The following is a 14,482-nucleotide window of genomic DNA, read 5'->3' as shown; positions in this document are numbered from 1 at the left end:
ACCAAGCACCCGTGAGCCCGGACGCTGCATGTCACTGTTGTTCAAAGGCACTTCATTTACGTTATCCGTACTGGCATTGACCGATGCCGATCTTGCTGACTTTGAAGATAAAGTCGCTGAAAAAGTGCAGCAGGCCCCCGGCTTTTTCCAAGCCGCTCCCCTGGTGGTGGATTTAGGTGCCTTGACCGAAGCGCCTGACCTGGCAAGGCTCAAAAGCGCCATTGCCAATCAGGGCATGGTGCCGGTGGGGCTGGTCAACTGCCCCGAAGCCCTCAAAGGCCTGGCCCGGGAAACCGGTTGGGCGGTGATGCAACCGGGGCGCCAACCCACGGCGGCCAAAGCTGCCGCCCCCAAGGCCGAACCTCAGCAAGGGCCGGTTTACATGGCAGCTCAGGTTCATCAGGGTCAGGTACGCTCGGGACAACAGCTTTATGCAAAAGACCGTGACCTTATCATCCTGGGTACGGTGGGCGCCGGCGCCGAAGTGATCGCCGACGGCTGTATCCACATTTACGGCAACCTGCGTGGCAGAGCCATTGCCGGTGCCAACGGTGATACCCAAGCCCGGATCTTCTGCCATAAACTGGAGGCAGAGCTGGTTTCGGTCGCTGGTACCTACTGGTTAAGCGACGACCTGCAAGGAAGTCAGTGGCAAGCGCCCACGCAGGTCTGGCTAAAAGAAGAAAAACTGGCCCTGGGCCCATTGTAAGGAATTCAAGAGGACTTTATGGCGCGCATTATCGTTGTGACGTCAGGCAAGGGAGGCGTCGGCAAAACCACCTCCAGTGCCGCGATCGGAACAGGCCTAGCTCTGGCAGGCAAAAAAACCGTTATCGTCGACTTTGACGTGGGGCTGCGTAACCTGGATTTGATCATGGGTTGCGAGCGCCGGGTGGTGTATGACTTCGTTAACGTTATCAATGGCGAAGCCAACCTCAACCAGGCCCTTATCAAGGACAAACGGGTGGATAAGTTGTCCATCCTGCCCGCCTCCCAGACCCGGGACAAGGAATCCTTGACCAAGGAAGGGGTGGAGAAGGTCCTGGCCGACCTGGCCAAAGACTACGACTACATCATCTGTGACTCCCCGGCAGGCATTGAAACCGGCGCCATGATGGCCCTGTACTTTGCCGACGAAGCCATCGTCACTACCAACCCGGAAGTCTCCTCGGTGCGCGACTCTGACCGCATCCTGGGCATTCTGGCCTCCAAATCTCGCCGCGCCGAGCAAAACCAGGAGCCCATCAAAGAGCACCTGCTGCTGACCCGTTATAACCCCAGCCGGGTGAACAACGGCGACATGCTCAGCGTTGAAGACGTGCAGGAGATCCTCGCCATTCCGCTGCTGGGGGTTATTCCCGAGTCCCAGGCGGTGCTGCGCGCCTCCAACGCCGGCGAGCCGGTAAGCCTGGACAAGGAAAGCGACGCCGGCCAGGCCTACCTGGACACGGTGGCAAGGCTGCTGGGTGAAAGCATTCCCATGCGCTTTACTACCGAAGAGAAAAAAGGCCTGTTGAAACGGATTTTCGGAGGGTAAGGCATGTCCTTTCTGGATTACTTTCGTGCCAATAAGAAAAAGACGGCGAGCCTGGCCAAGGAACGCCTGCAGATCATCGTTGCTCACGAACGTCATCGCCGTAATGGTCCTGATTACCTGCAGGATCTGGAAAGGGACATCCTGGCGGTGATCATGAAATACGTGAACATCAACCCCGACCAGGTTTCGGTGGCCCTTGAGCACCGCGACGACGAGCTGTCGGTGCTGGAACTCAACATCACCCTGCCGGAAGACAATCCCCGCTAAGGTAGATGAAAAAAGGCGCCATCGGCGCCTTTTTTATTGCCCGTAAAAGAGGCCCGAGGGCCTCTTTTGTTAAAAGGCGTAGCTCAGGGACAACCGAAAGGAGCGGCCCAGGATAGGCCTTGCCAGGATAACCCCGTCGCCGCTGTCACCAGATCCCAGGGCGCGCGGGTTGCCTTCGGTCAATGCCAGCTTGTCGGTCAGGTTGTCTCCCACCAGTTGGACCTTGATGTGGTCCCCGATGTTGGCCACTACCCCGGCATCAAGCTTCTCGAAGGACGGCAGCACCTGCTGGTTTTCCAGGTCAGAGTAGCGCTTGCCCACATAGCTGTAGGTACCGTAGAAGCTCACCCAACCCCAGGAAAAGTCCACGTCATAGCTCGGGGTAAGGCGGACCTGCCACTTTGGCTGGCGCATCACCTGATGGTCGGTGTTTTCACCGAAGTCCTTGAGCTTGGCGTCCTGGTAGGTCGAAGTGATGGCAACGGCGAAGCTGTCGGTTACCGCCACGTTGCCTTCCAGTTCCAGGCCCTTGGCGGTGGCGCCGCCGATGCGCACCACGTTCTGGCCGTCGATGAAGTTCTGGAACGGCAAGCCGGAGAAGTCGGTGTAGAACAAGGTGGCATAGGCGCTGTAGCGACTGCCCATGTGTTTGAAGCCCAACTCGTATTGGTCGATGTCCTGGGTGTTGGTCACCCCGTCACGGAGGTTATCGAACTGGGGCATCTTAAAGCCTGAGTTGACCCGCGCAAAGACGCTGGTGTCGCCGGCATCGTTAAGCAGGTAGTTGGCCCCGGCCGTCCAGGCCGTCTCGGTGCGGTCAAAATCGATGGAGCGAAAACTGCCATTAAGGACGGCGGCGTTGTTGTCGTACAAGGTGGTGGGATCGTTATCCAGGTCGACACCGGTGTCGTTGTTTTCCAGGGTGCCGTCCACCTTTTGGTTCTCGACGCGAAAGCCAAAGTCCAGCTTGAAGCGGTCCGTTACCCGCCACTGTTCGGCCAAAAACAGCGCGGTGTTACGGCCGTTGTAACTGGCATTGACGTCAAAGAAGGGGGCGCCTTCAAAGCCGTTGTGGGTGGCCTTGACACCGTTATCCAGCACCAGATCCAGACGTTTGGCGTTGGGCTCGGCGGTGATCAGCTGGTTGTTGCCCAGGTACCAAAGGTCGTCCGAAGAGTAATCGGCGTAGTAAACGCCAACCGTCACCGTGTGCTGGTCGTTGAGCTCCTTGATGATGCGCACATCGTTGGTAAAGCTCTTGAGCTGCTTTTGCACCGACCACCAGCCGGCGGTCATCACCTGCTGGTTGAGGTCCGTCATCGCATCGCCGCTGCCGCTGTAGCTAAAACTGCCGGTGTTGGCCGCGCCACCGGCTGCCCCTTGGATGATCCCGCCGTCATTGGCTTCAGCCAGCTTGGCATCCAGGTACTCTTTGGCGGTCACCGGGGTGGTGGCCGGGACCAACCCCATGGAGTCGGCATCGCCGCTCATGAAACTGAACTTCTCAAGCAGCGACCAGCCGTTATCGAGATCCAGGTCCAGGCTGCCCCCGACCAATCCGATGTTGATGCCACGGCCATCCTGCATGTCCCGGCGAATGTACTGGCCAGGCCCTACTTCCAGGTCTGCCAGGCGGGTGTCGGAGCCATAGAGGGTATCGGAGCCACCATCAAAACCGGGGAAGGCCTTGATGTTACCACCGGCGGTCTGAATAAGGGGAATGGGCAGCAGCCAGACGTTCTTGTCACGGGTCTTACGGGCCCAGAGGTTAAGCTCGCCGTTGTCCAGTTCATGGGTCAATTTGACACTGAACTGGCCACCTTGGTCGGCCGGGTACTGGGTGTCCCGAATGCCGTCGCTGGTGCGGTAAAAGCCGCCCATGCTGATAAACCAGTCCTTGGACAGCGGGCCGCCGTAGTACAGATCCAGGCGCCGGCTGCCGTAATCGGAGAAGGTGGTTTTCACCAGGCCTTCCGGCACCTCGGTGCCTTTTTTCTGGATGAAGTTGAAGGTGACCCCGGGCTGGCCGTTTGAAAAAACCGGGTTGGGGCCGCCGCGCAGGCCTTCGACCCGCTCGACTGTCTCGTCGAGGCGAAACAGGGTGGAGTTTTCCAGAAAAGACAAGGTAGAAGGCGGGTAGATGGGCATGCCGTCTATCTGCACCGTAGTGAACTCGGCGTCCCCGGAGCTGGCAAAGCCCCGCACAAAAATGTTGGCGCCGCCCTCACCACCGGAAGACTCCACCCAGATGCCGGGGGTGGATTTAAAAAGATCCGCCGTGCTCTTGGGAGCCTGGCGTTCAATCTCGGCGTTGCTCAGGGTGGTGACGGAATAGCTGGTCTCGGTGCGGCGTAAACCACGGCCGGCGGCGCCGGTTACCACGATCTGCTCGATATCGTCGTCCTGGCCGGCTTTGGCGTTACTGGCGGGTTTGGCTTGGTCGGTGCTGCTGGCCGGTGCCTGTGCCGCCCACAATGGCTGCCAGGGCAAGGCGCACGCCAAGACCATGGCCGACAATACGGCGTTCTTTCTGAAGGTCATCTCAGTTCTCCCCACGGATTGTTATCGTTAGCAGCCTGTTACCGCCCCTTGTTATGAAGTTGGAGACTGGGTGGTTAACTGACTGTTGGCATTAACCTAAACGCCTTTGCAATCGATTGCAAAAAGTTTTTACGCTAACGTTAACCGCTGTCACATCGCTATAATCGCCGCCATGAAGAACACGCCTATCAAGACTCTCGCCGACCTGGCCAAGCTGGCCGGGGTGTCGGAATCCACTGCCTCCCGCGCCCTGCGGGACAACCCGTTGATCAACGCCAAAACCCGGGAAAGGCTGCAAGCCCTGGCCCGGGAGCACCATTTCAAGATCAACGCCAGCGCCCGCAACCTGCGGCTGCAAAAGACCCACACCGTGGCGGTGATCATCGTTTTTGATGCCGCCTCCAGCCAGGCAATCTCCGATCCCTTCCTGCTGGCGATGCTGGGCACCCTGGCCGACGAGCTAAGCCAGCAGGGCTACGACATGCTGCTCACCACCACCCGCTCCAATGGCGCCGATGTGCAAAAGTACTATCTGGATGCCAAACGAGCCGATGGCCTTATTGTCATCGGCCAGGGGGAGCAGGAGGCGCGCATAGCCGAGCTGCATCTGGGAGATGTGCCCTTTGTGGTCTGGGGCACCAATGCGCCGGGGCTGGATTACAACGTGGTGGGCAGTGACAACGAAAAGGGCGGCCGCCTGGCCGCTCAGCACCTACTGGCCCAGGGCTGCCAGCGGCTGCTGTTTTTGGGCGATATTCATCACTTGGAGATCCGCCAGCGCTGGCAGGGGTTTAGCCAATGTGCGCCCGATGCGGCCCAGCAGGATTGCGATTTTACCAGTGGCGACGGCCATGCCGTAACCGCCCGGCTTTTTGCCGGCGGCGCTCTGCCCTATGACGGCATCCTGGCCGCCTCCGACACCATTGGCGTGGGCGCCATCAAGGCCCTTAGCGAACTGGGCCTTGCCATTCCCCAGCAGGTGGCCCTGGTGGGGTTTGACGACATGGCCATCGCCCAATATGCCCACCCGGCCTTGAGTTCCATCCGCCAGGAGGTCGCCCTTGGCGGGCGCAGGCTGGTTGAAAACCTGATGGCCAAAATGGCCGGCAATGAGCCGGCCGCCACCGAGCTTGACGTCAGCCTGGTGGTCAGGGCGTCATCCTCACGCCAAGGCTAGGCTCAGCCCTGGGCCAGCAGCAGCCGGATAGGGATCTGCGCCGGGCTGGGATAGACCCAGTCGGCCTGGGTCAATACCGCCGGTGAGCCGATGCCGATGGCCTTCATACCGGCGGCCTTGATGGCCTGGACACCGGCCACCGCATCTTCCACCCCCAGGCACTGTGAAGGCGTGCAGCCAAGGGCCTCGGCCACGGTCAAAAACACCTCGGGATCGGGCTTGGAGCGGCTCACCTTGGCGGCGTCTGCCACGTAATCAAACTGCCCGGCGAGCCCCAGCCGGCTCAGCACCAGGGCGGCATTCTTGCTGGCCGACGCCACCCCCTTTTTCACCCCCAGGGCGTCCAGCTCCGCCAGCAACGAGGTGATCCCCGGCAGACGATCGGCGGCGGTCATGGTGGCGACCAGGCGCAGGTAATGGGCGTTTTTCTGCTCGGCCAGGGCCAGCTGCTGCTCATGGGGCAGGCTCAATCCGCCTTTGGCCAAGATCCAGGCCAACGATCCCATACGGTCGATACCCTTGAGGCTCTCGTTGTCATCTTCGGTGAAGGTGACCCCCAGCCCCTGGGCCAACTGCCGCCAGGCCTGGTAGTGAAAGACGGCGGTGTCGGTGATAACGCCGTCGAGATCGAAAATAACCGCGTGAATGGTCACAATCCCTCCTCCTGCCACGGCAGGTGAACCGGCTGCTCGCCAAGACTCAGTGCCCGGCCCTGGTGGTAGAGGGTCAGTGGCGGCCCCGACAACAGCCGGTAGCGACAGCCCGTTCTATCGACACCGAGCGCCAACTGGCGGCCCCGGTAGCGCACCTTGAAGCTATATCCTTGCCAGTGAGCTGGCAGCTGCGGGCGAAAATGGGGGCCGTTGGCGCGCAGACGCAGACCGGCAAAGCCGTTTATCACCGCCGCCAGGGAGCCGGCCATACAGGCGATATGCACGCCGTACTCGGTGTTGCCGTGGTTGTTGTCGAGATCCATGCGCACCGTGTCGTGGAAAAAGCCATAGGCCCGCTCCAGGGCGCCGGCCTCGGCAAAGGCAATGGCATGGATGCAGCTCGACAGGGTCGAGTCGTGGGTGGTGAGCGGCTCGTAATAGGCCAGATCTCGGGCTTTTTGCTCGCCGCTCACCCCATCGTCCAGCAGGTAGTTGGCCAGCACCACATCGGCTTGCTTGAGCACCTGGTGGCGGTAAATCACCAGGGGGTGGAAATGCAACAGCAGCGGGTACTTGTCCTTGGGGGTGCCGGCAAAATCCCAGGGCTTTTTATCGAGGAAGCTGTCGTCTTGGCGGTGGATGCCAAGGGTGCTATCAAAACCCAGATACATCTTGGCCGCCGCCTCGCCAAAGCGAGCCAATTCGCCCTCGTCAAACCCCAGGGCCAGGGCCAGCCCCTGCCAACGCTGCGGATCTTCAGCGGCCAGCGTCTTGGCCATGGCCAGCACAAACTCAAGGTGCATCTTGGCCATGGCGTTGGTGTAGTAGTTGTTGTTGACGATGGCGGTGTATTCGTCGGGGCCGGTCACGCCGTCAATGCAAAAGCGGCCGTCGCGGCGCGGATTGAAATAGCCCAGCTCCAGCCATAGCCGCGCCGTTTCCACCAGCACTGCCATGCCCCCTTGCCAGAACAGTCCGTTGTCGCCACTGGCGGTCCAATAGCTTTTGAAGCCATAGGCGATGGCGCTGTTGATATGGTACTGGGCGGTACCGGCCGGGAAATAGGCTGAGCACTCCTCCCCCCCTATGGTGCGCCAGGCAAAGAGGGCGCCCCGTTGATGCGACATCTGCCGGGCTCTATTCCTGGCGGCCTCCAGGCTGTGAATGCGGTACTCAAGCAGGCTCCTGGCCACCGCCGGCTGGCTGTAGGCGAGGCTGGGCACCACATAGATCTCCGAGTCCCAGAAATAGTGCCCGTCATAACCATGGCCGGTCAGGCCCTTGGCGCCGATGCTGGTGATGCCGTTGCGCCCGGCGGATTGAAACAGGTGAAAGAGGTTAAAGCGCAGCCCCTGCTGCAGGGCCGGATCGCCGTCCAGTTGGACATCGGCGTCATCCCAAAACTGTTGCCAGCAGCGGCGATGGCTCTCGAGCTGGGCGGCAAAGCCGGTGGCGGCCATCTCTGCCAGCCAGGGGCCGAGCCCTTCGCCCAGCTCATCGTGGCCGTAGGCTATCCACTTCCTCACCACCAGGGTCTTACCCTGCTCGAACTGCAACCGATAGCGCTGGCTGAGCGCCTTGCCCTCGGTGGGGTCTATGGCCATCGCCGCCATGTCCCCCTCATCGAGGCTGGCACTGGTGACCACAAAATCGGTGCCAGCCACCCGGTGGCGCATCAGGTTGAAACCGGGGCGCTGGTGATGCTCGGCCAGGGCCAGGCTGTGCTCGATGGACAGCTGCCCGACCCTGGGGTCGTCCTTGTTGACGCTGAACCGGTAGCTGGCGTCCAGGGCCGAGTGTAATACCGCCTCGCCGCTGAAGTTTTCTGCCGTCAGCCGCCATTCCATGCACATCAGCCGCGCCTCGGCCAGGGACACGAAGCGGCGGCTTTCAAGATTCACCACCTTGCCGGTTTGGCTTACCAGGCGCTGGCGGCGGGTCAGTACCGCGTCGCGCAAGTCCAACACCCGCTGCCCGGGGTTGGCGGCACTGGCCGTCAGGCGCTCGCCGTCCAGTTCCAGCTCCAGGCGCTTGCCATTGGGCAGCTGCACCATCTTGTTGTTGTGGGTGGCAAAGGCAAAGGCGGTCTCGCCGTACGGGATGGGCTCACGCTGGTAGACACCGTTGAGATAAACCCCTTCGCAACTGACCCGCTCAGGCTCTTCCAGGGTGCCACGGCTACCGATATACCCGTTAGCCTGGGCCAGCAGGGTTTCGGCCAGCATCAACTGGCCCGGCTCTAGGCTCTCGAGGCTGAGTTGCCAGGGTTCAACAGGAATAAAGGAGGCTAAGGGCTGCGCCATGGGGAGCTCGATTCAATAGGGCGATGGAGGCATCTTACCGATTTTGCAATCGATTGCAAAGCTGTTAAAAAAAGTTAAACTGGGTCAATCTGACATTGACGTTAACGATAACAAAACCATGCAGCAAACAGACGCTCAACCCAGACACAAAGGCCTGCTGGCCTTATCCCTTATCCTGACCTACCTGATTTTTGCCATCTTGCTCAACAGCGTTGGCACCGTGATCCTACAGGTGATCAGCCACTATGACGTCACCAAGCAGCAGGCCAGCGTGCTGGAAGGATTCAAGGATCTGCCCATTGCCATCGTCTCCTTCCTGGTGGCGTCCTTATTGCCCCGTATCGGCTACAAAAAGGCGATGATGGCGGCCCTGGCCCTGGTGGCCTGCGCTTGCCTCGCCATGCCGCTGCTGCCGTCTTTTTGGACCACCAAGCTGCTGTTTTTTACCATCGGCGTGGGCTTTGCCCTGGTCAAGGTATCGGTCTATGCCTCGGTGGGGCTGCTGGTCAGCGATAGCAAGGGCCATGCGGCCCTTCTCAACACCATTGAGGGCTTTTTCATGGTGGGGGTATTGGCCGGGTATTGGTTATTCGGCGCCTTTTTGGACGGCGAAGGCAATCACTGGCTTTCGGTTTATTACCTGTTGGCAGCGCTGTGCCTGGCCAACCTGGTGCTGCTGTCCCGGCTCAGCCTGCCGTCGCCACCGGCGCCTTTGGCCCAGAGCCACTGGCAGGATTTTGTCGACATGCTGCGCCTGGCGGCCCAGCCCCTGGTGTTGTTGTTTATTTTGTCGGCCTTTTTGTATGTGCTGCTGGAACAGAGCATCGGGACCTGGCTGCCCACCTTCAACAACGAAATATTGAAACTACCGGCGGCCATGAGCGTGCAGGCCACCAGTATTTTTGCCGCCAGCCTGGCCCTTGGCCGGCTCACGGCCGGCCGGGTGCTGCGCCGCCTGCATTGGTATCCGGTGCTCAACCTTTGCCTGCTGGCCATGGGCGGGTTGGTGCTGCTGACCCTGCCTCTGACCCACAATATCGCGCCCATGGCGGACGAAAGCTGGCGCCATGCACCGCTGGCCGCCTTCTTGCTGCCGCTGATTGGCCTGTTCATGGCGCCCATTTACCCGGCCATCAACTCGGTCATGCTCTCTTCCCTGCCCAAGTCCCAGCATGCCCCCATGACCGGCCTTATCGTTGTGTTTTCGGCCCTGGGGGGCACCACCGGTAGCCTGATAACCGGCAACGTCTTTGCCGCCTTCAGCGGCCAAACCGCCTTTTACCTGTCGCTGGTGCCCCTGGGGGTGCTCTTTGCCAGCCTCTACGGCTTTCGCCGCCAGGGCCAGCAGTAAAAAAGGCGCCATCGGCGCCTTTTTTATTTCAAGCTGCCCAGCACTTCTTGGCGCCAGCCGCTTTGCAGCACCGGAATGCTGGCGCTCTCCCGCTCCTGCTCGCTGAGGCGGTAGTGGTAGCTGTACCAATCGTTGATGAGCTTTTTCGAGCCGATAAAGGCTTCTGGCAGGCCGGTTTTCTCGGCGGCCAGGGCCACTTTGTCCTTGATGGCGGCAAACCGCTCTTTGTAGTCGGGCAGGTCAATCAGCCGCACTATGGGAGCTGGCCAGTCGCTTGAGGGCACATTCATGCCCTGCTCCACCAACCGCTGCAAGGCTTGGCCGTGGTGGCGCCATTCTTGAGGGGCCACCAGCGCTTTTATCTCGTGAGCCCGCTCGGGCAGGCGCTTGGCGATGGCCCAGAGGTTTTCCTCGCGGATAACAAAGTTAAGCGCCAAGTCGCGCCGTTTGGCTTCGCCCAGGCGCCAGCCGGCCAGTTCGCGCAGCACCGCCAGGCTCTGGGGCCCTAGTTGCCAGGCGTTTTTGATATCGATATAGGCCAGTTCCGGGTTGGCGCCCCGGGCACGGCTCGATACCTGGCGTTCGCACTCTTCGGTGAGCCAGGCGCGGCGGCCCATGGCCACCAGGGCCGCATCCAGCCGCTGGTGCAGCTCAGGCAGGTAGAGCACGTCGTTGACGCAATAGGCGAGCTGGGCCTCGGTCAGCGGCCTTTTCAGCCAGTCGGTGCGGGACTGGCCTTTGTCCAGGGTCACCCCGAATTCCTGCTCTACCAGGGCGGCGTAGCCAAGGGACATGCCTTTGTTACAAAGCGCCGCCGCCACCTGGGTGTCAAAGAGCGGCAGCAAAGGGCTTGGCAGCACGTCCAGGTCTTCGCCGCAGGCGTGCAGCACTTTCGTCTGGGCGCCAACCAGGCGTTGCCATAGTGGCCCGAGGTCAGCCACCGCCAGCGGGTCAATCAGGAAGATGTCCTGGCCGGTGGTAAGCTGCACCAGGGCAAGTTGGGGGTTATAAGTGCGGACCCGCATGAATTCGGTGTCCAGGCAAAGAGGTTGGCTTGGGGCCAACGCCCCCAGGCAGGCGTTTAGGTCGGCCTGGCTGGCAATCATCTGATAGTGCAAAAGCGCTCCTTAACAAAACGCCGGCATGACGCCGGCGTTTTTTCTTATTGGGGTCGTGATCAACTGGCCGCTTTGGTTTCTTCGTCCCGCAACGCCCGGCGCAAAATTTTGCCGACGTTGGTCTTGGGAAGCTCGTCCCGGAACTCGACCTTTTTCGGGATCTTATAGCCGGTCAGGTGCTTGCGACAATGCTGGATAAGCTCGTCGGCGGTAACGCTGTTGTCTTTGGTGACCACGAAGATCTTCACCACCTCGCCGGAATGCTCGTCCGGCACGCCAACAGCGGCCACTTCAACCACCTTGGGATGCATGGCTACCACTTCTTCAATCTCGTTGGGGAAGACGTTGAAGCCAGACACCAAAATCATGTCTTTTTTACGGTCAACGATACGGAAGAAACCCTGCGCGTCCATGGTAGCAATATCACCGGTGGCGAACCAGCCGTCCTTGATGCTCTCGGCGGTGGCTTCGGGGCGGTTCCAGTAACCGGCCATCACCTGCGGGCCCTTGACCCACATCTCGCCGGGCTTGCCCAGCTCTTCTACCAGCTCGCCGGTCTCGGGATCTTTAAGGAGGATATCGGTACTGGGCGCAGGCAAACCAATGGAGCCGCTGTATCCGGGGGTGTTGTAGGGACACACGGTGACCAAAGGCGCACACTCGGTCAGGCCATAGCCTTCGAGCATGGCGTGGCCGGTTATCTTCTGCCAGCGCTCGGCAACCGGGCGCTGCAGGGCCATGCCGCCACCCAGGGCCAACTTGAGGTTGTCGAAGTTGAGCTTGGCAAAGCCATCGTTGTTCATCAGTGCATTGAACAGGGTGTTTACCGCGGTGATGGCGGTAAAGGGATATTTACCCATTTCCTTGATGAAACCCGGGATATCACGGGGGTTGGTGATCAAGAGGTTACGGCCACCAAACTTCATAAACAGCAGGCAGTTCGCGGTGAGCGCGAAGATATGATAGAGCGGCAGCGCGGTGATGATGAGCTCTTTGCCAGGGGTTAACAGCGGGCCGACAATGGCGGTTGCCTGCTCGAGGTTGGCAATCATATTGCGGTGGCTGAGCATGGCGCCTTTGGATACGCCGGTCGTACCGCCGGTGTATTGCAAGAAGGCCAAGTCTTCGCCGTCCACCTCGGGGCGCTCGTACCCCAGGTGCTTGCCCTTGGCCAGCACCGAGCGAAAGCTGATGGCGCCCGGCAGCTCGTAATGAGGCACCATCTTCTTGATGTATTTGACCACCAGGTTAACCAGGGTACGCTTGGGCTGGCCCAGCATATCGCCAAGCTTGGTGAGAATAACGTGCTTGACCGGGGTATGAGCCACCACCTTTTGCAAGGTGTGGGCGAAGTTGGTGACGATAACAATGACTTCGGCGCCGGCGTCATTAAGCTGGTGCTCCAGCTCCCGCGGGGTGTAAAGCGGGTTGACGTTCACCACCACCATGCCGGCCCGCAGCACCCCGAACAGGGCGATGGGGTATTGCAGGAGGTTGGGCATCATCAGCGCTACCCGGGCACCTTTTTTGAGTTTCAGCTCGTTTTGCAGGTAAGCGGCAAAATCACGGCTTTTCTCGTCCAGCTCCTTATAGGTGATCTCCTGGCCCATGTTCACATAGGCGCTTTGGTCACCGTACTGCTGGCAGGCATCTTCAAGGACGTTGAGCAGAGAGGAATAGTGGGCTGGATCAATCTCGGCGGGTACATCGGACGGGTAGCTTTTCAGCCAAAGTTTTTCCACGAAGAATCTCCTTCCGGTTTCCATCCCGGTCTTTATCTATTGTTTTTATTCTCAACAACCCGAAATCGGGCCAACTGAGTTTTTACTCGAATTTTTCCGGATCATCCCATAGTGCAAGGGGTTACTCAAGATGGCGACACAAACTTTAGCCAGTTCACGTCAACGTTAACATCTTGGTTAAATGCCTGGCCAATGCTTCTGGCTGCTGCAAATGGCAGTGGTGCCCCCCTTCCAACCATACCGGCTCGACTCCACCGAGCAGTGTCAATTCCCGCTGGCGCCGCTCCTCGTCTTTGGCATAGAGCCCGTCGGTCCCAAGGTACACGGCAACGGGGCAGGCAATACCAGCGACCAGGCTTTGCACCTGCAACGGTGTCAAACGCAGCGGCGAGGTTGTCTTGAGCCTGGGATCGGTACGCCAATGATAGCCATCCTCACGCATAATGCTGGCCCGTCTGACCAGTGCCATGGCTTGCTGGGGGCTGAAATCCCCATTGTGGCTGCGCACTTGTGCCATTTCCCGCAGTGACGGATACACCCGGCCGGGGCGGCGCCCATGCTTGAGACGCGACAAAATCGCGGCCCGCAAGGTTTGCGCGGCATGCTCTGGGGGATTGGAAATGGGCAACAGGCCGTCGATAAGCTGCAAGGTTTTGACCTTGTCCGGGAACAATCCGGCAAAGGCGCTGCACAGCATGCCCCCCATGGAATGCCCCAGCAGATGGACGGCGCAGCCGAGCTGCTCCACCACCTGGTAGACCTCGAGGAGGTAATCGACAAAGTAATAAGGGCCCTGGCGATGCTCGGAGTGGCCGTGGCCGGGCAAATCGAGGGCGATAAGCTCGCCATGCTGCCAGTGCTGGGCCAGGGCCTCGAAGCTGCCCGAGTTGTCCATCCAGCCGTGCAAGGCCAGCACCGGTTCACCCTGGCCCCAGCACTGGGCGGCCAGTGTGAGGTCGGCCAATACGAATTGGCGCTCGGTCATTGCGGCTTTTTAAAGCGCAGGGTCATGCGGTCGCTTTCGCCAATGGCCAGGTATTTGGCCCTGCCCTGATCTTTAAGGCTCAAGGTTGGCGGCAAGGTCCAGACACCGGCCGGATAATCCTTGGTGTCTTTGGGGTTGGCGTTGATTTCACTGCTGGCATCGAGCACAAAGCCGGCCTTTTTGGCATGCTCAATCACGTAATCGGTGGCCATGTAGCCTGAGCTCGCCATCTCGGCCTCGCTGGTACCGGCTTTGGCGCGGTGTTCTACCACCCCGAAGGTACCCCCCGGTTTAAGAGCGCTATAGGCGGCGCTGAATACGGTGTCCAGCTGGCCACTTTTATGCCAGTTATGGAGGTTACGGAAGGTCAGCACCATGTCGGCAGAGCCGGGGGCTGCCAGTTGCACCTCGTCGGGCGGCGCCAGCACGGCCAGGGAAACATTGCCCCAGTTGGCCTTGTTTTGCGCCAACAGGGCCTGGTAGGCCTTGCCGGCCCGAACGTAATAGCCTTCTTCGCCATTGGGGCCGGGTTGGGTGGAGAAACTGGCGGCAATAAAATGCCCCTGATCTTTGAGGTAAGGGGCCAAAATGGCGCTGTACCAGCCGCTGGCGCCGGGCCACAGCTCCACCACCGTCATGGTGGGCTTGATGCCCATAAAGGCCAAGGTCTCGGCCGGATGGCGGTATTGGTCCCTTGCCACCTGGGCCTCGGGGCGGGCGCTGTTGTGCACCGCTTCGTCGAGGGTGATGGCGCTGGCGTTAAAACTCAGGGCCATAACGGCCCCGAGTACTGACATGCAAAGTGTCC

At 60.2% G+C, this 14,482-nt stretch carries 12 protein-coding genes; 5 read left to right on the top strand and 7 right to left on the bottom strand.

The features are described from left to right. Window positions 1–28: 28 nt before the first annotated feature. Genes minC through minE form a run of 3 tightly spaced genes read left to right on the top strand, consistent with a single transcriptional unit; the run spans window position 29 to window position 1,804 of the window. A complete protein-coding gene (minC, locus tag AC22G1_RS06465) occupies window positions 29–709 on the top strand; it encodes a septum site-determining protein MinC (protein ID WP_487316033.1) in 681 nt (226 codons plus the stop codon). 18 nt (window positions 710–727) lie between these two features. Further along, on the top strand, window positions 728–1,537 hold the full coding sequence (gene minD, locus AC22G1_RS06460) for a septum site-determining protein MinD (RefSeq protein ID WP_050657534.1): 810 nt from the start codon (window positions 728–730) through the stop codon (window positions 1,535–1,537). Between the two features lie 3 nt (window positions 1,538–1,540). Continuing rightward, window positions 1,541–1,804, top strand: coding sequence for a cell division topological specificity factor MinE (gene minE, locus AC22G1_RS06455; RefSeq protein WP_487316032.1), 264 nt, complete (start codon window positions 1,541–1,543; stop codon window positions 1,802–1,804). Window positions 1,805–1,873: 69 nt separating this feature from the next. Here minE and AC22G1_RS06450 read toward each other — a convergent pair whose 3' ends face one another. Continuing rightward, a complete protein-coding gene (locus AC22G1_RS06450) occupies window positions 1,874–4,345 on the bottom strand; it encodes a TonB-dependent siderophore receptor (RefSeq protein ID WP_487316031.1) in 2,472 nt (823 codons plus the stop codon). A gap of 172 nt (window positions 4,346–4,517) precedes the next feature. Here AC22G1_RS06450 and AC22G1_RS06445 point away from each other — a divergent pair, with 172 nt between their 5' ends. Further along, complete coding sequence (locus AC22G1_RS06445; protein WP_487316030.1) at window positions 4,518–5,522, top strand: LacI family DNA-binding transcriptional regulator; 1,005 nt, start codon at window positions 4,518–4,520, stop codon at window positions 5,520–5,522. 2 nt (window positions 5,523–5,524) lie between these two features. Here AC22G1_RS06445 and pgmB read toward each other — a convergent pair whose 3' ends face one another. Both pgmB and AC22G1_RS06435 read right to left on the bottom strand, forming a co-directional pair. Further along, entirely contained in the window at window positions 5,525–6,175 is a 651-nt protein-coding gene (pgmB, locus tag AC22G1_RS06440) for a beta-phosphoglucomutase (RefSeq protein WP_487316029.1), read from the bottom strand. Beyond that, complete coding sequence (locus tag AC22G1_RS06435) at window positions 6,172–8,478, bottom strand: glycoside hydrolase family 65 protein (protein WP_487316028.1); 2,307 nt, start codon at window positions 8,476–8,478, stop codon at window positions 6,172–6,174. The genes pgmB and AC22G1_RS06435 overlap by 4 nt, the downstream gene beginning before the upstream one ends. A gap of 118 nt (window positions 8,479–8,596) precedes the next feature. On the opposite strand from AC22G1_RS06435, the gene AC22G1_RS06430 reads away from it, so the two are divergent. After that, on the top strand, window positions 8,597–9,829 hold the full coding sequence (locus tag AC22G1_RS06430) for an MFS transporter (RefSeq protein WP_487316027.1): 1,233 nt from the start codon (window positions 8,597–8,599) through the stop codon (window positions 9,827–9,829). 23 nt (window positions 9,830–9,852) lie between these two features. Here the strand turns inward: AC22G1_RS06430 and rnd are convergent, their stop codons facing one another. The 4 genes from rnd to AC22G1_RS06410 all read right to left on the bottom strand — a co-directional run bounded on the left by rnd (window position 9,853) and on the right by AC22G1_RS06410 (window position 14,471). Continuing rightward, the gene (rnd, locus tag AC22G1_RS06425) at window positions 9,853–10,947 is read right to left on the bottom strand and encodes a ribonuclease D (protein ID WP_487316026.1); all 1,095 of its coding nucleotides are present in this window, start codon (window positions 10,945–10,947) and stop codon (window positions 9,853–9,855) included. Window positions 10,948–11,006: 59 nt separating this feature from the next. Further along, window positions 11,007–12,689, bottom strand: coding sequence for a long-chain-fatty-acid--CoA ligase FadD (gene fadD, locus AC22G1_RS06420; RefSeq protein ID WP_487316025.1), 1,683 nt, complete (start codon window positions 12,687–12,689; stop codon window positions 11,007–11,009). 154 nt (window positions 12,690–12,843) lie between these two features. Then, complete coding sequence (locus tag AC22G1_RS06415) at window positions 12,844–13,674, bottom strand: alpha/beta fold hydrolase (RefSeq protein ID WP_487316024.1); 831 nt, start codon at window positions 13,672–13,674, stop codon at window positions 12,844–12,846. After that, window positions 13,671–14,471 carry a class I SAM-dependent methyltransferase gene (locus tag AC22G1_RS06410; RefSeq protein ID WP_487316023.1) on the bottom strand — a complete coding sequence of 267 codons (801 nt, stop codon included), beginning with the start codon at window positions 14,469–14,471 and terminating at the stop codon, window positions 13,671–13,673. The genes AC22G1_RS06415 and AC22G1_RS06410 overlap by 4 nt, the downstream gene beginning before the upstream one ends. Window positions 14,472–14,482: the final 11 nt, after the last annotated feature.

The sequence above is a fragment of the Gallaecimonas zhanjiangensis genome, assembly GCF_057624825.1.
Note: the sequence above shows the minus strand (reverse complement) of the source record. Positions and strands in the feature narration are given on the sequence as shown.